The organism is Clostridium sp. Marseille-QA1073, from assembly GCF_054863625.1.
In genome coordinates, this window is record NZ_JBSVQM010000007.1 from 86536 (window position 1) to 109845 (window position 23310).

The window sequence follows — 23310 nt, forward strand, 5'->3', positions numbered from 1 at the left end:
CCTTATTTTATATCTATTTTTAATTATATTAATTAGTAACGCTTTCATTTAGAAATCACATTATTTTAAAACATAATGAAAATACAAGTATCTACTCAAATTTTTATGTTAAGATTTCATATCCATTTTCAGTAACTCTTATAGTATGCTCCCACTGAGCAGATAATGAGTTATCTTTTGTAACTGCAGTCCAATTATCTTCAAGTATTACAACCTCAGGCTTTCCTATGTTAATCATAGGTTCAATAGTTAAAGTCATGTTTGGGAGTAGTATCATACCTTCACCGGGCCTTCCTATATGAGCTACAAAAGGTTCTTCATGAAATTCCAATCCTACTCCATGACCACCAAAGTCATATACTACAGAATAGCCATGGCTTTCAGCGTGCTTTTGAATAGCATGCCCTATATCGCCAATAGTCTTATAAGGTTTAACTTGCTCTATTCCTATTTCTAAACATTCTTTTGCAACTTTTACGAGATTTTTAGCTTCTTCTGATGCTTCCCCTATGATATACATTCTACTTGCATCTCCATAATATCCATCTAAAATAGAAGTAACATCTACATTAACAATATCTCCATCCTTTAATATAGTTTTTTCATCTGGAATACCATGACATACTACATTATTTATAGAAATGCACGTACTTTTAGGATATCCATGATATCCTAATGTAGCAGGATATGCTCCATGTGAAATTGTATATTCATGTATCCATGTATTAATTTCTTCTGTACTAATACCTGATTTTATTTTTTCACCTACCATATCTAATATTTCCCTAGTAAGCTTACATGCCTTTCTAATTCCTTCTATTTGTTCTTCAGTTTTCATGATGTCTCTAGGTATTGTATATCCTACTTTAAGTTCTAATTTTTCCAAAAACTCATCTTGATTCATATGGCATTTTTTATACTTTTTCCCGCTTCCACACCAACAAATATCATTTCTATTAAATTTGTTCATCTTTTTTTCCTCCTAATTATAGAAAACAAGGTAATTTAACCTTATTATTATAAAGCCTATCTATGTTTAATGCACTTAAATACAATATAAATATTGAATTTATAATACATAAATTATATTATAGTTTTAATATTTTATTACTCAACTATACCTAAATAAGTTATAGGTATATTGTTTATAAATATTATAATAAAGGTAATACAACTTTTTAAATAAAAATCAGTTATTAATAATATGATAACTTGAAACTTATTTTTTCACTCACTATGTAAACTTTAAATTAATAAGAAATTAAAAGAAATATATCAGGATATTTACTAAGTTTGAAGTCTAAATAAAGCTAAGGAAATTCCTTAGCCCTACTTTAGATATCTTTTTAAAAATAACTAATCAATATACTGTACCTATTTTGTATCATACTAAGTCAGCATACCACTAATGTAACTAACTATTAGTAAAATCTATTGATTTATATATCACAAAATATTCGTCATATATTTGATTAATTATTTTATAATATTTAATCAATATGATAGATATATATATATCTAATTTCTTTATTTTGTAATAACTTTAAATAATCATATAAGGACACATTTTTTCTGTTTACACTATGTTGTGCCATAAATAAATCATTTTGACCAAGAACTAAATTATATTCTTTTGCATGTATAACTTGAGAGTGATAGGGATGATTATAATTTTGGGGATCTCCATATTGAACTACATCTCCTATTTGAAGAAAATCATATAATGAATTAAAGTTATTTAGTGCTTCTAATACTGTCATTTTTTTAAATACCTTAGCAGCATTTTGACCAAATCCATTTTCATTACCCCAGTATCGCTTAAAATATCTTGCACTTCTCCAACTTAAAGATATTTTTTTTAATTGTTTTTCATCATTTGTATAACAAAACCAACTTTGATAGCTACCATAATCTTGACCTATATTTTTCATACCGCCTGCTGCTAAAACTTGCGATACAAAATTTGTGCAGTCATCACCTTTAAATAAAGGATATTTATTATTAGGACTTTCTGCATACATCTCAGCATAAGTTTTCGCAGCTTCTCTATTATACTTTCCAGCTCTCTTGTTGCTTTTTTCATCATTAAGTAGAGGGTTAATTATGTTTTTCTTAATTTTACGTGCCATATTTCTAAAACTCAAATTACCACCTACTTATTATTCCTATTATTAATTATATACGCAACTATATATAATTTGTTAACCAATATTTTCCATGCTAAACTTTTTCTCTTAATTTTCCCATAAAAAATAATCCAACCATATCTGGTCCTGTATGACTAGTAATTATAGTTCCTTCTTCATTAGTTATTATTTTTTCTACATTATCAAATTTTCTTATTGCTTCTTCTAAAAGCTTTCCATCTTCATAATTATCTCCATAACTTATAGCCACAGTTATTTTTTCATCAGGATTTATATTATCTTTAAATTTTTCAACTAATGTTGCTATTGCCTTTTTCGTTCCTCTTGTCTTTGAATAGCTTACTATTCGTCCCTCATGATTTATATACAGTATAGGCTTAACATTTAAAAGACTTCCTACCACCGCTGCTGAACTTGATATTCTTCCTCCTCTTTTTAAATGTGATAAATCATTTACTGTAAAGAACGCATGAGTTCTTGTTTTTGCTTCTTCTAGAAAATCTACGATTTCATCTTTAGTTTTTCCTTGCTTCATCATTTCATAAGCATAGTATCCTAACAATCCCTCTCCTAGGCTAGCAGACATTGAATCTATAACAGATATATCTGCATTAGCATATTCTTCTTTTATATTCTCTACAGCCATTCTAGCACTATCAACAGTACCTGATAACATTCCACCTAAAGATATGTAGATTATAGATTTGCCTTCCTTAACTAAAGGTTTAAAAACTTCCTCAAATCTAAAACTATTTATTTGAGATGTTGTAGGCATTTCTCCTGATTTTAATGCTTTATAAAATTCCTTACGATTAAATTTTTCACCAAAGTCATCTATTACATCTTTGCCTTTATAGTTACAATTAATTCCTATACCTATAACATTTTCTTGTTTTATAAAGTCAAGAGTTACAGTGCTAGCAGAGTCTATTATTAAAACTATATTTTTATTCATCTTATCATCCCTTCCATAAAGCTTAATAGCTTTCAATAGTTATTATTTAGAAATTTTTAAGTGTTTAAGACAAAAATAACTGTTCAAAAACTCAACGAATATTTTATGTTAGATAATTTGACACCTTCTTCTTAAGCAGTATATTACAAAACAGATTGTCATACTAATAAATTATTTTTCGAAGATGTCTTATTATAATTTTATCAAAATTTATTAGTTTATTATAATGTAAATTCATAATTATAATCTAAAATTAATAATTATAATCTAAAATTAATAATAATTATTTCTCTAGTTATAATTATTGCTATCATTTGTTATTTCATTATTACAAGCTATATAAAGTGCCTGAAATAAAATAACTATTCAAAAATAATACAGTATAAAACATACTATCTAATTATTTTCTTTAGTATGTTTAAGTTGAATATAGTAATATGTTATACCTATAATTAGATATTTAACCTAAAAATTCCTTTAAAAATAATAAAAAGCATAAAAATATCTTAAAATTTAAGATATTTTATGCTTTTAGTCATCTTAAGAAATAATAAAACAAAAATGTTAATGTATTTTATATTAAATGAAGTCATAATTTCCTTTCCTATAACGCTATAGAGGCCTTCTCTAAACATAGTACAATTATACAATGTAAACTACTGCGTTAACTTATTATTTTTATATGTCTTAATATTTATTCAATAATTTTTCCTATTTTTCTAAACTTATAATATCTTTGTGTTAATAATGCTTCTATTGGCTCTTTTTTTAATCTAAATATTGTTTCCTCTAAATGTCTACATATACTGTTAGACATTTCTTCTATATCTTTATGTGCACCACCTATTGGCTCTTTAATTATTCTATCTATAATTCCAAAGTTTAATAAATGTTCTGATGTTATTTTCATATCTTCAGCAGCTTCCTTTGCTTTTGAAGCATCCTTATAAAGAATACTTGCAAATCCTTCTGGAGATAGTACTGAATATATGGCATGTTCTAGCATCCACACTTCGTCTGCTACTGCCATAGCCAATGCACCGCCACTTCCACCTTCTCCTATAACTATTGATATTATAGGTACTTTTAAGCTGGACATCTCCATAAGATTTTTCGCAATAGCCTCTCCTTGACCTCTTTCTTCTGCACCTACACCACAAAAAGCACCAGGTGTATCTATAAAACATATAACAGGTCTTTTAAACTTTTCCGCTTGTTTCATAAGTCTTAATGCTTTCCTATATCCTTCAGCATTAGGCATTCCAAAGTTTCTCATTATGTTTTCTTTAGTATTTTTTCCTTTTTGAATCCCTATTATTGTAACAGGAATTCCTTTAAAATCAGCAATTCCACCTACAATAGCAGGATCATCTCCAAAATATCTATCTCCATGAAGCTCTATAAAATCTTTAAATACTCTCTCTATATAATCAAGAGCAGTAGGTCTTTCTACTAATCTAGCTATACTAACCTTATCCCAAGAAGTAAGGTTTTTATAGGCTTCTTTTTGCATTTTATAAAGCTTAATTTCCAATTCTTGTATATCATTATCCAAATTCATATCATTCTCAGCAGCTTGTTTTTTTAATTCCATTATATTATTTTTAAGTTCATATAATCTTTTTTCAAACTCTAATGGTGTCATAAAATTCACTCCTGTTTTATCACTAATTAATTATAAATTGTGATATTTTAAAAGCTTTGATAATGTTTCTTTTAATTCGTTTCTTCTTACCACCTTATCAATAAAACCTTTTTTTAATAAAAATTCAGCTCTCTGAAAATCATCAGGTAATTCTTCTTTAATAGTTTGCTCAATTACCCTTCTTCCTGCAAAACCAATCAATGCATTAGGTTCAGATAGTATTATATCACCAAGCATTGCAAAACTAGCAGTCACTCCTCCTGTTGTTGGATCTGTAAGTACAGTAATATATAGATTGCCATCTTCGTTATGTTTTGCTATAGCTGCTGAGGTTTTTGCCATCTGCATAAGAGAATATATTCCTTCTTGCATTCTAGCACCACCTGAAGCTGTAAATATTATTATAGGCTTTTTACCTTTTGTAGCATTTTCAATAGCTCTTGCAATCTTTTCTCCTACTACAGATCCCATACTTCCCATCATAAATCTACTATCCATAACTCCAATTACAATATCAATACCATTAATTCTTCCTTCTCCTGTAATTACAGCTTCTTCCATATTAGTAGACTCTTTAAGTGAACTGATTTTATCTTCATATCCTTTAAAATTAAGAGGATTTGAAGATGTCATATATTTATCATATTCTATAAAAGTACCATTATCTATAATTTGAGAAATTCTCTCTCTTGCACTTATTCTAAAATGATAACCACAGCTATCACAAATCATGTAGTTATTCTTTAAATCTCCTTTATAAAGTGCTTTACCACAATGGTTGCATTTTATCCATAAGCCATTAGGTATATTAGGTTTACTTTGATTATCTTCATATTTAGATGAATTATCATCAATATTATCCATCTTTAACTGAATATATTTATTCTTCTTAAAAAATTTATTAAACTCAAACATTGAGTTACCCCCTCTTAAGAGTTATAACCTAGTTCACTAGTAATAAAGCTAGTATCAAATTCTCCACTTAAAAATTTAGGGTTACTTAAAATCTCTAATTGAAACCCTATATTAGTAGTAACTCCATCAATTATAAATTCTCCTAATGCTCTTTTCATCCTACTTATTGCTTCTTCCCTTGTTCTTCCATGTACAATAAGCTTTGCAATCATAGAATCGTAAGTAGGTGGTATAATATATCCTTGATATACTGAACTATCTACCCTTACCCCTAATCCTCCTGGCAAATGAAGATAATTTATTTGCCCAGGACATGGCATAAAGTTTTTACTTGGATTTTCTGCATTTATTCTGCATTCAATAGCATGACCATTTAAATTTATATCTTCTTGAGTAAGTACTAAACTCTCTCCATAAGCTATTTTTATTTGTTCCTTTATTAAATCTATTCCCGTAATCATTTCTGTTATAGGATGTTCAACCTGTATTCTAGTATTCATCTCCATAAAATAATAGTTTCCATGCTTATCTAATAGAAATTCAATGGTGCCTGCATTTTTATAGCCAATACTTTTAGCTGCTTTTACTGCGACTTCTCCCATTGACATTCTCAATTCTTCAGAAATAGTAGGTCCCGGAGCTTCTTCCATAACCTTTTGATTTCTTCTTTGTATTGAGCAATCTCTTTCGCCAAGATAGATAGTATTTCCATAATTATCTGCAAGTATTTGTATTTCTATATGCCTTGGCTTTTCAATAAATTTTTCAATATACATAGAATCATCCCCAAAAGCAGTCTTTGCTTCTGTTTTAGCAGTTTCAAAGGAAGATATGAGTTCTTCTTCATCTCTTACAATCCTTATTCCTCTTCCTCCACCACCTGCCGATGCCTTTATCATAACAGGATATCCTATTTTTCTTGATATTTCTAAAGCACTTTGAGAGTTTTCTATTATTCCATCAGAACCAGGTACTATAGGAACATTAGCATTAATCATCATTTCTCTAGCCTTCGCTTTATTTCCCATATTCTCTATATTTTCAAAACTTGGTCCTATGAACGTTATATTACATTCCTCACACATCTTTGCAAATTTACTATTTTCCGATAAAAATCCAAATCCGGGATGAATAGCTTCTGCTCCTGTTAATACTGTAGCACTTAATATATTTTCTTCATTTAAATAACTATCTTTAGATTTAGCAGGTCCTATACAAATTGCTTCATCTGCTAATTGAGTATGAAGTGCATCCACATCTATCTCAGAATAAACTGCTACAGTCTTTATGCCCATTTCTCTGCAAGCTCTAATAATTCTAACAGCTATTTCACCTCTATTTGCTATCAATATTTTTTTAAACATAACTGTACCTTCCCTAGTTTAGGCATGTGAAAAAATATGCCTAAATAATATTAAAAATTTAACTTTCTATAAAATTAAATATAAGCTCGATTATAGATAAACTACTTTAAAATTTAATCACCTACTGCAAAGGTTAACTCTGCTTCACAAGCTACTTCTTCATTTACTGTTGCTACTGCTTTACCTATACCCATAGGTCCCCTCATTTTTATTATTTCTACCTTTAACTTTAAGGTATCTCCTGGAACTACTTTCTTTCTAAATCTAGCATTTTTAATTCCGCCAAAATAAGCAGTTTTACCTCTAAAGTCATCCGTATCAAGTAATGCAACTGCACCTACTTGTGCTAATGCTTCAATAATTATCACTCCTGGAAGTACAGGTTCCTTAGGAAAATGTCCTTGAAAAAAGTACTCATTCATAGTTATATTTTTTATTCCTATGGCACTTTTGCCTGGAATAACTTCTTCAATTTTATCTATAAATAAAAAGGGATATCTATGAGGTATTATTTCTTGTATTTGTTTTATATCATAACTTCTTTTTTCCAAATTTTTCCCTCCCATATAATAATTTTTTGTTGAATTCTAATCTTTCTTTATCTTAAATAGACATTGTCCATATTCGACCATATCTTCATTTTGTACTAATATCTCTGTAATAATGCCATCTACATCACTTTCAATTTCATTCATAAGCTTCATAGCTTCTATTATGCAAAGTACATCTCCTTTTTTAACTTTACTTCCTACCTCTACAAAAACTTTTGAATCAGGACTAGATGATGAATAAAAGGTTCCTACTATAGGTGAATTTATAGTGCATAGGTCTTCGCTACAATAAGCCTCTGCTTCAACTCTCTCCGGCAATTTTTCCATAGTTTTTTTACTATTATTTTTTAAATCCAGTTGCGTATCAACTGATGTTTCACACATAATAGAAGGTGAATTCTTCTCTAGAATATTAACAACTTCAATTTCTTTTTTCATTTTTATTTTTAGGCCATCTTGCTCTACCTCAAAGAATGTAAGATTTGATTCACTAACAGCTTTTATAAGCTGCTGTAAGCTTTTAAAATCCATAATTAGTCCTCCCATTTTTTAAGTAAAATACTAGCATTATGTCCGCCAAATCCTAAAGAGTTAGATAGTGCATATTTTAATTGTTTAGTTCTTCCCACATTAGGAACATAATCTAAATCACAATCTTCATCTTGAATTTTAAGCCCTATAGTAGGAGGTATAAATCCTTCTTCTAAAGATTTAATACATACTATAGCCTCAACGGCCCCAGCTGCTCCAAGTAAATGCCCTATCATAGATTTGGTTGAACTTATTGGTATTTTATATGCTTCTTCTGCAAAGACCGATTTTATTGCTAAAGTTTCAAATTTATCATTATATGGAGTACTTGTTCCATGAGCATTTATATAAGAAACATCTTTTGCCTCTATTCGCGCTTCTTCTATAGCCATTTTCATAGCTCTTGCCGCGCCTTCCCCATCTGGTGATGGTTGAGTTATATGAAAGGCATCACAAGTTGCACCATATCCTAACATCTCTCCATATATCTTCGCTTCTCTTGACTTTGCATGATCAAGAGATTCAAGAATAACAATCCCTGCTCCTTCGCCCATAACAAATCCATTACGTTCTTTATCAAAAGGAATTGATGCCCTTAAAGGATCTTCACTTTTTGTCAGTGCTGTTAATGAAGAAAATCCTGCCATTGCTATATCAACTATAGGTGCTTCACAACCTCCTGCAATAATTACATCTGCTCTACCAGATTTTATCATTTCAAAAGCTTCTCCTATTGCATTTGTACCTGTTGCACAAGCAGTAACCACAGTAGAGCAAATTCCTTTTGCACCATATTTTATAGCTACATTTCCAGCTGCTATATTTCCTATTATCATAGGTATCATAAATGGTGAAACTCTATTAGGTCCCTTTTCTATTAATTTTTTATATTCAACGGTTATAGTTTCAAGTCCACCTATACCTGATCCAATAATTACTCCAAATCTTTCTTTATTTAAAGACTCAATATCCAAATTTGAATTTTTAATCGCTTCTTCAGCAGCTACCATGGCATATTGGCAATACTTATCCATTCTTTTTGCTTCTTTTTTATCCATATAATCTTCTATATTAAAATTTTTAAGTTCTCCTGCAACTTTTGCTTTAAAATTTGAAACATCAAAAGTTTTTATAAAATCTATTCCACACTTTCCATCTTTAATGCTATTCCAAAAAGTTTCTAAATTATTCCCTAGTGGAGTCAATGCTCCCATACCTGTTATAACAACTCTTCTATCCATAAATGCATCCTCCTATAAATTCTACATCACCATTCCGCCATCTACATTTATTACCTGACCAGTTATATACTTAGATTGTTCAGAAGCTAAGAAAGCTACTAAATTTGCAACATCCTCACTACTACCTAACTTTTTTAATGGAATGTTATTAAGTAAATTTTCTTTAATATTGTCCTTTAAAACCTCTGTCATATCTGTTTCTATAAATCCTGGTGCTATGGCATTTACATTTACTCCTCTACTACCAAGCTCTTTAGCTACTGACTTAGTAAGCCCTATAACCCCTGCTTTAGAAGCACTATAGTTTGCTTGCCCTGCATTTCCTACCACACCTACCACTGAACTTATATTTATAATCTTTCCACTTCTTTGTTTCATCATAATAGGAGTTGCATGCTTTATGGTATTAAATGTACCTTTTAAGTTTGTATCTATAACAATATCGAAATCTTCTTCTTTCATTCTCATAACAAGATTATCTTTAGTTACTCCAGCATTGTTTACTAGCACATCTACGGAACCAAAATCTTCTTTACAAATCCTAATTAATTCTTCTGCATCTTCTAGTTTAGCAATATCACCTTGAACTGCTTTAGCCTTTACACCTAAAGCTTCTATTTCTTTTACAAGCTCATTAGCTTTATTAATACTATTTTTGAAATTAAAGACTATATTAGCACCTAAAGAAGCTAATTTTAATGCTATTGCTCTACCTATACCTCTACTTGCACCTGTTATTACAACATTCTTTCCCTGTAACATAATACTCACTCCTATTAGCTCTTTAATTTTTTTACTGTATTTTCTAAAGAAGATATATCTTCCACATTTAATATCTTTAAACTTCTATCTATTTTCTTAACAAATCCATTTAAAGTTTTACCTGGTCCAATTTCAATAAAAGTATCAACACCATCTCTTATCATAGCTCGTATGGTATCTTCCCACCTAACTGAGCTCATAACCTGTAACTTTAAAATATTTTTGATGTTTTCATTTTCATTTATATAATCTCCAGTCACATTAGTTATTACAGGAACTTTCATTGAGCTAATTTCTATTTTATCAAGCTCTAGTGATAATTTTTCCGCTGCTGTTTTTAGCATTGATGTGTGAAAAGGTGCACTAAGTGGTAATTGTACCACTTTCTTAGCTCCCTTTTCTTTGCATAACTGTGATGCTTTTTCTAAAGCTTTTATCTCTCCTGCTATAACAATTTGACCTGGACAATTTAAGTTAGCAAGTTCTACAATACCTTCATTACTTACTTCATTACAAATTTCTTTTATAATATTTTCTTCTAGACCTAATACAGCTGACATTCCACCAAGTCCTACTGGTACTGCTTCTTGCATAAACCTTCCTCTTTTTTTAACTAATTTAACTGCATCTTCAAATTTTATAACATCGCTATAAATAAGTGCTGAATATTCTCCAAGGCTTAATCCTGCTGCTATATCAGATTTTACTCCATAATGTTCTAGTGCTTTAAGACAAGCTATGCTCACAGTTAATATAGCTGGTTGAGTATTTTCTGTAATACTAAGCTCCTCTATAGGTCCTTCAAAACAAAGTTTACTTATTTCAAACCCTAATCTTTCGTTAGCTGTATCAAATATATCCCTACATATCTCTATATTTTCATAAAGTTCTTTTCCCATTCCTACATACTGAGAACCTTGCCCAGGAAATATAAAAGCTATTTTATCCATAGTTTCCTCCTATTAATAATGACTAAAGTTAAGCATCACCTTATATGTTTCTTCAAAAATTTCCTTTATTATTTCTTCACAACTTTGTTCTTTACTTACAAGTCCTGCTATTTGTCCTGCCATCACAGAACCCATATCGATATCTCCCTCTATAACAGCTTTTGGCAATGCACCTCTTCCTAATTGCTCTAATTGTTCTGGAGATACATTTTCTTTTTCAAGCCTTTGAAATTCTCTAGCCAATTTATTTTTTAACACTCTAACAGGATGCCCTGTACTTCTACCTGTTACTGTTGAATCTATATCTTTTGCAGATATAACTTTTTCTTTGTAATTTTTATGTACGTTACATTCATGTGCAACTAGAAATCTAGTACCTAATTGTACTCCTTTAGCTCCTAACATGAATGCAGCTGCTACACCTCTACCATCACCTATACCACCAGCGGCTATAACAGGTATATTTACTCCATCTGCAACCTGTGGAATTAATGCCATAGTTGTAAGTTCTCCTATGTGTCCACCAGCTTCACATCCTTCTGCTACTACAGCGTCTGCTCCATAACGTTCCATTCTCTTTGCTAATCCAACAGAAGGTACTACTGGTACAATTTTTATGCCATGAGCTTTCCACATTGCAATATATTTACCAGGATTTCCAGCACCAGTTGTAACTACTTTTACTCTTTCTTCACAAACTAATTTAGCTATATCTTCTGCATGAGGACTAAGCATCATAACATTTACCCCAAAAGGCTTATCTGTTAGCTGTTTTGCCTTTCTTATTTCTTCTCTTACATGCTCTGCTGGAGCATTTCCTGCCGCTATAACCCCAAGACCTCCAGCATTTGAAACTGCTGCTGCTAGTGAGCTATCCGCAATCCAAGCCATAGCTCCTTGAATTATAGGATATTTTATATTTAGCATTTCACAAATTGTAGAACTCATATCTATTCCTCCTATAAAAATAAAATTGTGGTTTTGCCACAATTTTTAATGCACAATTTACAGTTTAAAATGTACAATTGTGGAAGCTTCTCAGTTATGACTGAGAAGCTATACATATTAATTATTTATCTTTTTTTCAATATAATCAACAATACCTTTAACATCTTTTATGTCTTCTATTTCTTCATTAGGAATTTCTATATTAAATTCTTCCTCTAATGAAATAATTACTTCAAATAGTTCTAATGAATCTACTCCTAAATCATCATTAAAAGTTGAATTTAATGTTACCTCTGCCTCTTCTAATCCTAATTGGTCTGCTATTATTTTTTTAACTTTTTCAAATACCATTTTTATTCCTCCATTTTGAACTTTTTATTTAGATACCTTATTCCAATTTATTAATCCACTACCATAAGTAAGACCTCCGCCAAATCCTATGATAATAATTTTGTTTCCCTTATTAAGTAAATTTTTTTTATTTAGTTCATCAAGTGCTAATATAATACTTGCACTTGAAGTATTACCATACTCACTTAAATTCATATAAAATTTATTAATATCATAATTTTTTCTTTTGCATACTGCTTCAATTATTCTAAAATTAGCTTGATGAGGTACAATATAGTCTATATCATCAATATTAAGATTATTTTCTATTAAAATTCTTTCTATGGATTTTTCTAATACAGCTACAGCAAATTTAAATATATCCTTGCCATTCATTACAACTTTATCGTGAAAATCTCTAGTACCAGGATTATATATATTCTTTAAATCTACAGCAGAGCAAGTTAGTGATTCTCCTTTGCTACCATCAGACTTACATTGAATAGAAGTTATACCAACTTCATCACTTGTGGCAATTACTGCTGCACCAGCACCATCTCCAAAAAGCACACAAGTACTTCTATCACTCCAATCAATTATCTTTGATAATACTTCTGCACCTATAACTAAAGCTTTTTTGTAAGTATCATTTTTTATAAATTGACTTGCAATGTCTATACCATATATAAAGCCACTACAAGCTGAAGATATGTCAAATGCCATAGCATTTTTAGCACCTATTGCCGCTTGAACATTACAAGCTGTTGATGGCGTTAATGTATCTTGTGTTATTGTAGCAACTATAATTAAATCTATTTCTTCTGCTGTTGTATTGCTATCCTGTAATGCCAATTTAGCTGCATTTATAGCTAGTTCTGTTGTAGTTTCATCTTTAGATATGTATCTAGTTTTAATTCCAGTTCTACTAACTATCCATTCATCACTAGTTTCTACATATTGAGACAACATATCATTAGTTACTATGTTGTTAGGTACATAGCTTCCTGTACCTAAAATTTGAACGTTTTTCATTATTAACCCCCGTTCATAAAGTCTAATACTTAGATTTAAAAAATTCATTAAGCTTTTCTAGGGATCTAATTAAAACATCTTCTTCTTCCTGTGAAAGTCCTTCAACGGTAGCTTTTATCATCTCATGATGAAATTTTTCGTGTATTCTATAAGCAAGCTTACCTTTTCTAGTTAATTTTATCTTTACAGATCTTCTATCTTCTTCACATCTATTTCTTTCAACATATCCCTTTTTTACAAGCTTATTTATTGCTGTAGTTAAAGTTCCTACAGTGATTTTTAAATTTTGTGCAACTTCACTCATAGTTTTAACCTCATACATACCTATAGCTTCAATGGTATGTGTTTCAGTTATAGATAAATCCTTTAAAACACTTTCTGCTAATGCTTTTTGTTCTATTTTTAAAATGTCATTAAAAGTTTGAACTAATAATTCATTTAATACCTGCTTTTTTAAAGAAGATTGTTTCATATTTTCCTACTTCCTTTATTTTGATATTCAAATATTTTGATAATCAAAGTATAAACTTATAATTATTCTATGTCAATATTTTTTTAATATAACAATTATAAAAACACATAGTATGTATTTAAATATTTACAAATTAAGTATAAAATATACATTATATATAAAGAGACTTCTTTGTAAAAATAGAAACTAAAAATCTTTGCTACTTTAGAATTTAAGAAATCTTTATAATCACTAAAAAATAATTTTTATCTTAAGCAAGAGTAGCACTTTTGCAACGCCCTATCAAGACAATAATTATTTTTAGATATCTCTATACTATAAATTTTAGAAACCATTTTTAAATTTTTTAAGAGTTACTATGATTAATCTTATAATTATGATGATATAAAAAGATCAACTCATGAATTTTGTTCATAAGTTGACCCTAAATTTATATTTTTAAAAATTACTTCATTGATTCGATAATGCTATCAACCATAGCATCCATTGAATCCCCATCGTCTTCTTTCATGCTAGAATTTACTGTTATATCGCTATCTAAAATTGTCATTTCTTTCATCTCATCTAAAAGATTACGCATTAATTTTCCAGATTGAGGAGCCCATGACCCATTTTCAATAATTGCGAAAGTACGTTTTTGAAGGTTTAATGCCTTCATGTCCATTATATAATTTAACATTGGCGGATAAATATTTAAGTTATAAGTTACTGAAGCAAGAACTATATGGCTATATTTAAATGTCTCAGAAATCAAATAGGAAACATGAGTTTTTGAAACATCATACATAGCTACATTAGTTATTCCTTTTTTTACTAATCTCGTTGCTAAGTCATTAGCAGCTGCCTCTGTATTGCCATACATTGTTCCATAAACAATCATTACACCTTTTTCCTCAGGTTCATAACGACTCCACTTGTCATACTTATCTAATAAGTATTCAAAATCATTACGCCATACTGGTCCATGTAGTGGACAAATAATCTTAATGTCTATAGTACTTGCCTTCTTTAAAAGAGCCTGAACATGAGGGCCATATTTACCTACGATATTTGTATAATACCTTCTTGCATCATCAATCCAATCACGGTCAAAGTTTACCTCATCATTAAATAGTTTACCATCCAATGCTCCAAAAGAACCAAAGGCATCGGCAGAGAACAATACGCCGTTAGTAGTGTCATATGTGACCATAGCTTCTGGCCAATGTATCATTGGAGCAGATACAAATACAACATTATGTTTTCCAAATGACATAGTATCTCCTTCTTTGACTTCCATTAGCTTGCCATCAACTTGGAAACCAAACTGACGCATGAATAAAGAAGCTTTTTCAGTACATACAATTTTTACATTTGGATAACGAAGAATAATCTCTTCAATGCAAGCTGCATGATCTGGCTCCATATGGTTTATTACCATGTAATCTAAAGTCCTATCCCCTAGAAGCTCTTTAATGTTTTCAAGTAATTGACGACAAATTGACCAGTCAACAGTATCAAATAATACTGTTTTCTCATCTAAAAGTAAATAAGAATTATATGAAACACCTCGTTGAATAGGATGAATATTTTCGAAAAGAGCAAGGCGACGATCGTTGCCACCAACCCAATAAAGATCCTCAGTTATATTTCTAACACAATACATAGATTAAATCCTCCTTAACACTAGAAACACTTTATTATGTTTAATTATTATAGGAATTAGGCTTCTATAAACATATCTTTTTCTTCACCACAAGCAGGGCAGGTCCATTCTTCAGGTATATTTTCGAAAAGTGTACCTGGATTTACTTCGCCTTCAGGATCACCCATGCTAGGATTATATTCATAACCACATCCGCTACATACATGATATTTCCAGCTTGGAGCAACTTTCTTTGGAACAGCTCTCTTTATCTTCTTCATTGGTGGAGCTTCTTTTTTAGGTTCTCCATTATCTAAGGCTTCAGTAAGTAATGGTAATATTTCCATTAGATCACCAACAATACCATAGTCTGCGTTCTTAAAGATTTTCGCATTAGCATCAATGTTTATAGCAACAATTGTAGAAGCATCTTTTATACCCTTTAAGTGCTGACCTGCACCTGAAATACCGCAAGCAATATAAAGATTTCCTTTGAACTTTTGACCTGACATACCAATATAGCGATTTATCGGTACATATTTAAGAGTCTCAGCTACTGGACGAGATGAACCTATAGCAGCACCAGCTTGAACTGCTAAATCTTCTATAAGTTTCATATTTTTTCTTTCACCTATACCTTGCCCTACGCTGACTACCCTTTCAGCTTTGCTTATAGGAGTATCTAAAGGAATTCCAACCGTGAAGTCATAACCATCTGCTTTAAGAGCTTCTACAAGAGCGTCAACTCTTTCTTTAGGAGTTCCATCCTTAAAAATAACTTTCTTACGATAACCTGTAGCAGGTCCACTTTTAGAAATTTTACCTGCATTCTCTGTCTTTGGCATCTTACCAATTATATTAGCAGCAATAACTATGCGTTGAATTTCATTAGTTCCTTCATATATTGTACAAATCTTAGCATCTCTATAAGCACGTTCAACTTCCATGCCTTTTAGATATCCGCTTCCACCAAATATTTGAAGTGCATCGTTTACAATCTCAAGACAGACATCAGAAGTATATTGTTTAGCCATAGCAGCTTCCATACCATAACGCTCATGATTTTCTTTTAGCTCTGCTGCACTATAAACAAGTAATCTAGCTGCTCTAAGTTTTGTTGCCATATCAGCTAACTTAAAAGAAATAACCTGTTGTTGGCAAATAGGTTTACCAAATTGAACTCTTTCTTTTGAATACTCTAGTGCATTCTCATAAGCACCTTGTGCTATACCAAGAGCTTGCGCTGCAATACCAATACGTCCACCATCTAAGGTTGACATAGCAATCTTAAAGCCATCACCTTCTTTGCCTAACAAATTTTCCTTAGGAACTTTTACATTGTTAAAAATAAGCTCTGCAGTTGCAGAAGAACGAATCCCCATCTTGTTGTAATGTTGTCCGAAAGTAAAGCCTTTCCAGCCTTTCTCTACAATAAATGCACTAATACCACGAGTACCTATATCTGGTGTAGTAACTGCAAAAACAATATAAATATCAGCTTCACCACCATTAGTAATGAAGATTTTTTCACCATTTAAAATATAATAATCGCCTTCTAAGACAGCAGTAGTCTCAGTACCACCGGCGTCACTTCCAGCATTCTCCTCAGTTAAACCAAATGCACCAATCTTCTCTCCCGTTGCTAATGGAACTAAATATTTTTGTTTTTGTTCTTCTGTTCCATAAGCAGCAATTGGATATGCACCTAAAGATGTATGAGCAGAAAGAATTACGCCTGTCCCACCATCCACTCTTGATAATTCCTCAACAGCGATTGCGTAGCTGATTACATCTAGCCCTGCTCCACCGTATTCTTTTGAATATGGAATCCCCATCATACCCATATCAGCTAGTTCTTTAATTTCTTCTGAAGGAAACTTATTTTCCTGATCCAACATAAATGCAATAGGCTTAATTTTCTCTTCAGCAAACTTTCTGATTCTTATCCTCAAATTTTCATGTTCTTCCGTAGTCTTGAAAAACATAAACACACCTCCCCTTTAATTAACACAGTTCATAACTATGATTCTTTAATTGACTTTATCAACTTATCTAGTTATCTTTTATTTGTGAAAGTTATCTAATTAAATGTATTACTTAAAAGTATACCTAAACCGTATAACTTTATTGTATACCTAAAAAGTATACATTTCAATCCTAATTTTAACTTTTTTATAAATCCCCCCCATAAAATCCTATTATTTATTCTAAAGTTATAATATTTCTGTCTACATATTCTATGTATATATAATCCTATTACTAAATATTACAATTAAAACTAAGCCTATAGCTATAGGCATACAATATGAAAACTTAAAATATGCACTGGAAAATAAACTTTCTATAAAATACTTAATTCTTTAGAAATTAAGGATTAATAATTAAGAATGAAAAATTTAGGATGAAATTCACTATTAGTGAATTTCTAAAATAGAATTTATTCTAAAAAACTCCAAAGGCTTTAGCCATGGAGTTTTAACCATAATTCTTCATTTTTAATTCATTATGAAAAATTTTCCTTATGGAAATTAAAATATCGTATAAATTAAACTTTAATTGTGTAACCCCATATTTATAAGAGACTCTAGATGACTTAATAAAATAGTAAAAGTTATGGACTAATCCATAACTTTTACTATTTTATATATAACTTTATTTACATCATTCTCATATTCAAATTTATATGCACTATTCACATATTTTACAAATGAAGCTAGCCAATGAAATCTTAGCCTATAAAATACTTCTACATTTCCACCTATCTTATCATAATTGCTCTTATGAATACATCTTGAATTATACCACTCAACGATATTATCTTCTTTAGTCACAATAGATTGCACTCTATCACAAGGCATACCTTCTAATAAATAGTTATTCATAGCATCAAATATATCTATTACATTACTGGGATGTTCTTTTTCCTTTGACATAAGACCACATTTAACCCCATTGTCCCTATAAAATTTAGCTGCTATGTCCTCAACCTCTTCTCCATAAATTTCTTTAAGCTTAGTTATTATAAAAGCTTGACGAGTTTCTGCATTAGTTATTTTATTTTGAAGCCATCCATGAATATTAGTTAGATCTATAACCTCTTCTAATTGTTTGTCTGTATCTATCATTTCACCATAAACTTTAGATTCATTTATTATAGCTTCTGCTTTTTCACCATACTTTTCTATATAAGCTTTAATAAAAGCTCTTTCTATATCCTCAAATAAAATAATTTTATTAAATAACCATTTATGTATTGGAGCTAAAAATGCACTCATATTTATTCCTCCTGTATTATCAAATTTGTTTATATGTTATCACGTTATCATAAAAATAACCGTAACATAGGTTACGGAGATTATTTTATAGGTAAAACTTCAAATATTAATGTGACTATACATAGTATACTGACCAATACCCATAATATTAAAAACATTATACAAATATATTCTGCTAATGCTCTTAAAATTTTAAAAGGTAACACTATAAAAATTAATGATGTACATATAGCTACTATGCTTCCATATAATATAATATTAAAAATTTCTCCTATTAAAATTATTAAGCTATAATTCATATTATAAAACCTCACTCTATAAATATAGCTAAAATAGCTTTATATAATATATAGTAGAGCAAAATTTTATATATGTTCTTAATAACTAGCCAATATGCTGGTCTATTTTGAATTATACTATCTCGTTACAGCTTACTTTAAGTACAACTACAATTTGGAATCTTTGTATCAATATAACACAAAATATTCATGGCATTTTGACTAGTTATTTTATTTCAGACATCTGAAATTATTTTTCCATTATATATTTTAATGGATCTACAGCTTCTCCATTTACCCTTATCTCAAAATGAAGATGAGGCCCTGTACTGTTTCCTGTATTTCCTATATCAGCTATATGCTGTCCTTTAGAAATACTCTCTCCCTCATTTGCATAAAGTTTATTGCAATGAGCATACAAAGTTTCTACATCATTATCATGTGATAAAATAATTACATTACCATAACCATTTAAAACCCCTGAAAATGTTACCTTTCCATTAAAAGCAGCTTTTATTGGAGTATTTTCATTTGCAGCAATATCTAATCCCTTATGTATAGTACCCCATCGTTCTCCAAAATATGAGGTAATAACCCCATTAGCAGGCACATAAAGCTGTTTTTCTAAAAATGCAACTGTAGAATCTTCATAATCTAAATTAATAACTGGCTTTGCTTTTTCTATTTTAGTTATAGTAAAAGTTATTAATTTTTCCTCATTATTATTATGGTATATAATATTATTTGCTATTTGTTCACTAGTCATTACTGAACTTAAATTACATTTTACTTTTTCATAAGAAATGTTATTATTTGTATCTATACTTTCTATATCTTCAAGCTTTGCTGTATCTATATATTTGTCTTTTACCTTTTTTAACGCTTCATCTCCTGCCTTATTGTTTTTCACGAATCCAATTAGCTTTTCATCAGATTTCATTGCATAGGCATCGACAACTATGTAGTTTGAAAGCATATTTTTTAATTGTTCCTCTGTAAAAAATTTGTCTATATCAATTTTACCTTTTTCAAATCTAAAGTACTCTTCTAATTGAATTTCCTTAAAAGCTGTCTCTTCTTTTAGACTATTATAAGCATCATCTACGCAAAATTTATCTTTTACATAAGCTACAGCTCTATCTTCACTATATACCACATACCCGTTGTAATCTAAACTATTAAGAAGTAACATATAGCTTACTGCAATTATAGTTACTGCAACTACTATAATCTCCTTAATATGACTTTTAATCTTTTTCAAGCTATACCTCCTTTCTAATAGAATAATATTCCCCTATAGATAATTTTTAAACATAATATAAGTATTTAGGTAATTTTCATAATTTAAATTTAACTATGTGGTATACTAAGTATGAGAGAAAAAAATATATGCTGTTTTAAAGTAATATTAAAATCTGCATAATTAACAATGGTCCTCTCTCAATTGTCAGTTGATTAAGCCGATAATAAAATGAATAATATTTTAAAACAATGCAAATAATTATGTTGGTATTTTATACTAAAAGTGAGGGATGGTACATGAGTACTTTCATGTTTAAGAATAAAGATTTTGGATATACACCTGTAAGCAATGTCTTTATAGATAAATATATGGCTGCAGCTAGGGGAGAATATGTAAAAGTATATCTACTAGGACTTAAATATTGTGTAAGCGGAGAGTTAGGTGCTAACTCTGCAGTAATTGCAAATACTTTATCTCTTTTAGAAACAGACGTATTAAATGCGTGGAATTATTGGAGTGAAGTAGGCGTTATAAAGATGGCTGCTATAGATAATATGAGCAACTATACTATAGAATTTTTAGATTTAACTAATAACCTTGAAGATACCAATAAAAAGATTGATATTCTTAAAGAATTAAATAACAATTCAATTAAGGATATGCTTCAAGATATAGAAAAACTTATAGGAAGAACCTTATCTCCTAAAGAAATTGAAATATATTTAGGATGGCAAAAAGATTTTAACTTTTCACCTGAATTAATACTTCTTTTAATACAATACTGTATATCTAAAGGTAAGGTTGATTACAGATATTTTGAAAAAATTGCCATGGCATGGCATGATGATAAAATTCAAACTGTTGAAGATGCTCAAAGTTTCATTAAAAAACACGAAGATAAATGGGTTAACATAAGAAAAATTTTAAAATATCTAGGTATTAATACACCGGAGATTATGAAGCCTCAAGAAGAAATGCTTACCAAATGGTTAACAGTTTATAAATTTCCTTTAGATATTATATATAAGTCCTGCGACATATGTTTTGAAAGGCTTAATAGAGCAGACTTTAAATATATAGATGGAATATTAAATAGCTGGTTTAGAGATGGAATTTCAACTTTAGAGGATATAGAAAAGAAAGATAGAAAGAAATTAACTCATAAGCCTATAGTTAACAACAATTTATCAAATAAAGGCACCTTCAACAATTATGAACAAAGATCTTATAACTTTGAAGAATTAGAGAAACAATTACTAGGATGGGATAATAATGATTAAACAACATCATTCTGAAATAATGAAAATTTATGAAGATATTCGTAAATCTGAAGAAGATGCTTTAAAGTTAAGAAAAGAAGAAATTGAACAAAAATTACCTATGGTTATAGCAATAGAGGACGAAATAAAAAAACTTTCTTTGAAATTATCCTTGGCTGCAATAAAATCTATGGATAACAAGGAAACCTTTATAGATTCTATAAAAGAAAAAATTATAGATCTTAGAATGAAAAAAGGTGAACTATTGGCTTCTAATGGATATGACGTTAATTACTTAGCGTTAAAGTATAGATGTAATAAATGTAAGGACACAGGATATATCTATATAGATAAGTGTAGTTGCTATAAACAATATTTAGTTCAACTTTATTACAATAACTCAGATTTAAAGCATTTACTTAATAAAAATAACTTTAATAACTTTAACATAAATTATTTTAGTAATAAATTAAATAATAATGAAAAGGTCAGTTCTAGATCAAATATGGAACGTAACTACGAAAGAGCTGTAGAATTTATAAAAAACTTTAATGATATTGAAGATAATTTACTTTTTTACGGTAATTCAGGAACTGGCAAAACTTTTTTATCTCATTGTATTGCTAAAGAACTTATTGAGAATGGGTATTTTGTAGTTTACAAAACCTCTGATGATTTAATTTCTGCTTTAAAAGAAGTTAAATTTAATAACAACAGTAATATGGAAGACTGTCTTATAAATTGTGATTTGCTTATAATTGATGACTTAGGTACAGAGCAAATCTCAGATTTCTCTAAAAAAGAGCTTTTTAATTTACTTAATACAAAGCTTTTAAAGCAAAAGAAAATGCTTATCTCCACTAATTATGCATTAAGCGAATTATCAGATGTTTATTCTGAAAGATTTACTTCAAGATTATTCGGTAATTTTAGTCTTTTTAAATTTTATGGAAATGATATTAGAATATTAAAAAAATCTAAAATAAAAAAGGTAACATAAAAATTATGTTACCTTTTTTATTTTAATTTTTTATTTTTTTAGCTAATATTGCTGCACCAATTGCGCCAGCATATCTAGCTAATTTATCTGATTTTACTTCACTATTTAACTTATTACAAAGACTTTCTATAATATAGTCACATTCGCATAGACCACCAGTTAAAAAATATTTTTCTCCTTCATCATGCTTTTTACACAATGAAGATACCTTTGTAACTACTGAGTCAATAATTGCAAATGCTATATCCTCTCTTTTTTTCCCACTTCCTATAAGACTTATAACTTCTGACTCTGCAAAAACAGTACACATTGAACTTATTGTAGTGTTTCCTCCCTTGGAAGCTAAATTACATAATTCTTCTATATCTACTGATAATATATTAGACATAATTTCAATAAATCTTCCTGTGCCTGCAGAACATTTATCATTCATTATGAAATTTGTAACCATATTATCTTTAACAGTTATGATTTTAGTATCTTGTCCACCTATATCAATTACAGTACAATCTTCCCCTAAAAGATATGACGCTCCCTTACCATGACAGGTTATTTCCGTTACTGACTTATGTGCATAAGGTACTGAAACTCTTCCATATCCAGTCGCCACTACTTTTCTATTTTCTTCATATATACACATAGATTTTAATTTCTCATCTATGGCCTTTGATGTTTCAATACTGCTCCATCCTGTAGGCATAACAAAAGTATCTTTTAAATTATCATCTTCAAATATAGCTACCTTAGCAGCAGTAGAGCCTATGTCTATTCCTATATAGTACACACTT

At 29.7% G+C, this 23310-nt stretch carries 23 protein-coding genes; 2 read left to right on the forward strand and 21 right to left on the reverse strand.

Annotation, left to right across the window (positions count from 1 at the left end; all coding sequences use genetic code 11):
* Window positions 1-103: 103 nt before the first annotated feature.
* From ACY1IQ_RS08295 to ACY1IQ_RS08390, 20 genes are all read right to left on the reverse strand, one after another.
* The gene (locus ACY1IQ_RS08295; protein WP_461613511.1) at window positions 104-970 is read right to left on the reverse strand and encodes a methionyl aminopeptidase; all 867 of its coding nucleotides are present in this window, start codon (window positions 968-970) and stop codon (window positions 104-106) included.
* 520 nt (window positions 971-1490) lie between these two features.
* On the reverse strand, window positions 1491-2144 hold the full coding sequence (locus ACY1IQ_RS08300; protein WP_461613512.1) for an amidase domain-containing protein: 654 nt from the start codon (window positions 2142-2144) through the stop codon (window positions 1491-1493).
* A gap of 76 nt (window positions 2145-2220) precedes the next feature.
* On the reverse strand, window positions 2221-3102 hold the full coding sequence (locus tag ACY1IQ_RS08305; RefSeq protein WP_461613513.1) for a DegV family protein: 882 nt from the start codon (window positions 3100-3102) through the stop codon (window positions 2221-2223).
* A 694-nt stretch (window positions 3103-3796) separates the two neighbouring features.
* On the reverse strand, window positions 3797-4747 hold the full coding sequence (locus ACY1IQ_RS08310; RefSeq protein ID WP_461613514.1) for an acetyl-CoA carboxylase carboxyltransferase subunit alpha: 951 nt from the start codon (window positions 4745-4747) through the stop codon (window positions 3797-3799).
* A gap of 30 nt (window positions 4748-4777) precedes the next feature.
* The gene (accD, locus tag ACY1IQ_RS08315; RefSeq protein ID WP_461613515.1) at window positions 4778-5662 is read right to left on the reverse strand and encodes an acetyl-CoA carboxylase, carboxyltransferase subunit beta; all 885 of its coding nucleotides are present in this window, start codon (window positions 5660-5662) and stop codon (window positions 4778-4780) included.
* Between the two features lie 14 nt (window positions 5663-5676).
* A complete protein-coding gene (locus tag ACY1IQ_RS08320; protein WP_461613516.1) occupies window positions 5677-7026 on the reverse strand; it encodes an acetyl-CoA carboxylase biotin carboxylase subunit in 1350 nt (449 codons plus the stop codon).
* A 113-nt stretch (window positions 7027-7139) separates the two neighbouring features.
* Window positions 7140-7577: a 3-hydroxyacyl-ACP dehydratase FabZ gene (fabZ, locus tag ACY1IQ_RS08325; RefSeq protein WP_461613517.1), complete on the reverse strand. Its 438-nt coding sequence runs from the start codon at window positions 7575-7577 to the stop codon at window positions 7140-7142.
* A 36-nt stretch (window positions 7578-7613) separates the two neighbouring features.
* Complete coding sequence (accB, locus tag ACY1IQ_RS08330; protein ID WP_461613518.1) at window positions 7614-8108, reverse strand: acetyl-CoA carboxylase biotin carboxyl carrier protein; 495 nt, start codon at window positions 8106-8108, stop codon at window positions 7614-7616.
* A gap of 2 nt (window positions 8109-8110) precedes the next feature.
* Window positions 8111-9349 (reverse strand): beta-ketoacyl-ACP synthase II, encoded by a 1239-nt coding sequence (gene fabF / locus ACY1IQ_RS08335; RefSeq protein WP_461613519.1) that lies wholly within the window; start codon window positions 9347-9349, stop codon window positions 8111-8113.
* A 21-nt stretch (window positions 9350-9370) separates the two neighbouring features.
* Window positions 9371-10111: a 3-oxoacyl-[acyl-carrier-protein] reductase gene (gene fabG / locus ACY1IQ_RS08340; RefSeq protein ID WP_461613520.1), complete on the reverse strand. Its 741-nt coding sequence runs from the start codon at window positions 10109-10111 to the stop codon at window positions 9371-9373.
* Window positions 10112-10125: 14 nt separating this feature from the next.
* Window positions 10126-11061, reverse strand: coding sequence for an ACP S-malonyltransferase (gene fabD, locus ACY1IQ_RS08345; RefSeq protein WP_461613521.1), 936 nt, complete (start codon window positions 11059-11061; stop codon window positions 10126-10128).
* A gap of 12 nt (window positions 11062-11073) precedes the next feature.
* Window positions 11074-12009 (reverse strand): enoyl-[acyl-carrier-protein] reductase FabK, encoded by a 936-nt coding sequence (gene fabK, locus ACY1IQ_RS08350; protein ID WP_461613522.1) that lies wholly within the window; start codon window positions 12007-12009, stop codon window positions 11074-11076.
* 117 nt (window positions 12010-12126) lie between these two features.
* The gene (gene acpP / locus ACY1IQ_RS08355) at window positions 12127-12360 is read right to left on the reverse strand and encodes an acyl carrier protein (protein ID WP_461613523.1); all 234 of its coding nucleotides are present in this window, start codon (window positions 12358-12360) and stop codon (window positions 12127-12129) included.
* Between the two features lie 24 nt (window positions 12361-12384).
* Window positions 12385-13371 carry a beta-ketoacyl-ACP synthase III gene (locus ACY1IQ_RS08360; protein WP_461613524.1) on the reverse strand — a complete coding sequence of 329 codons (987 nt, stop codon included), beginning with the start codon at window positions 13369-13371 and terminating at the stop codon, window positions 12385-12387.
* A gap of 22 nt (window positions 13372-13393) precedes the next feature.
* A complete protein-coding gene (locus ACY1IQ_RS08365) occupies window positions 13394-13843 on the reverse strand; it encodes a MarR family winged helix-turn-helix transcriptional regulator (RefSeq protein WP_461613525.1) in 450 nt (149 codons plus the stop codon).
* A 445-nt stretch (window positions 13844-14288) separates the two neighbouring features.
* A complete protein-coding gene (locus tag ACY1IQ_RS08370) occupies window positions 14289-15488 on the reverse strand; it encodes an FprA family A-type flavoprotein (RefSeq protein WP_461613526.1) in 1200 nt (399 codons plus the stop codon).
* A gap of 56 nt (window positions 15489-15544) precedes the next feature.
* The gene (locus ACY1IQ_RS08375; protein WP_461613527.1) at window positions 15545-17452 is read right to left on the reverse strand and encodes an acyl-CoA dehydrogenase family protein; all 1908 of its coding nucleotides are present in this window, start codon (window positions 17450-17452) and stop codon (window positions 15545-15547) included.
* Window positions 17453-18085: 633 nt separating this feature from the next.
* Window positions 18086-18742, reverse strand: a complete 657-nt coding sequence (locus tag ACY1IQ_RS08380; RefSeq protein WP_461613528.1) for a hypothetical protein — start codon at window positions 18740-18742, stop codon at window positions 18086-18088.
* Between the two features lie 80 nt (window positions 18743-18822).
* Window positions 18823-19041 (reverse strand): hypothetical protein, encoded by a 219-nt coding sequence (locus ACY1IQ_RS08385; RefSeq protein ID WP_461613529.1) that lies wholly within the window; start codon window positions 19039-19041, stop codon window positions 18823-18825.
* Window positions 19042-19270: 229 nt separating this feature from the next.
* Complete coding sequence (locus ACY1IQ_RS08390; RefSeq protein WP_461613530.1) at window positions 19271-20281, reverse strand: M23 family metallopeptidase; 1011 nt, start codon at window positions 20279-20281, stop codon at window positions 19271-19273.
* A gap of 278 nt (window positions 20282-20559) precedes the next feature.
* On the opposite strand from ACY1IQ_RS08390, the gene ACY1IQ_RS08395 reads away from it, so the two are divergent.
* Complete coding sequence (locus ACY1IQ_RS08395; RefSeq protein WP_461613531.1) at window positions 20560-21543, forward strand: DnaD domain protein; 984 nt, start codon at window positions 20560-20562, stop codon at window positions 21541-21543.
* Window positions 21536-22522, forward strand: coding sequence for an ATP-binding protein (locus ACY1IQ_RS08400; RefSeq protein ID WP_461613532.1), 987 nt, complete (start codon window positions 21536-21538; stop codon window positions 22520-22522). The genes ACY1IQ_RS08395 and ACY1IQ_RS08400 overlap by 8 nt, the downstream gene beginning before the upstream one ends.
* A 22-nt stretch (window positions 22523-22544) precedes the next feature.
* Here ACY1IQ_RS08400 and ACY1IQ_RS08405 read toward each other — a convergent pair whose 3' ends face one another.
* Entirely contained in the window at window positions 22545-23306 is a 762-nt protein-coding gene (locus ACY1IQ_RS08405; RefSeq protein WP_461613533.1) for an acyl-CoA dehydratase activase, read from the reverse strand.
* Window positions 23307-23310 lie beyond the last annotated feature (4 nt).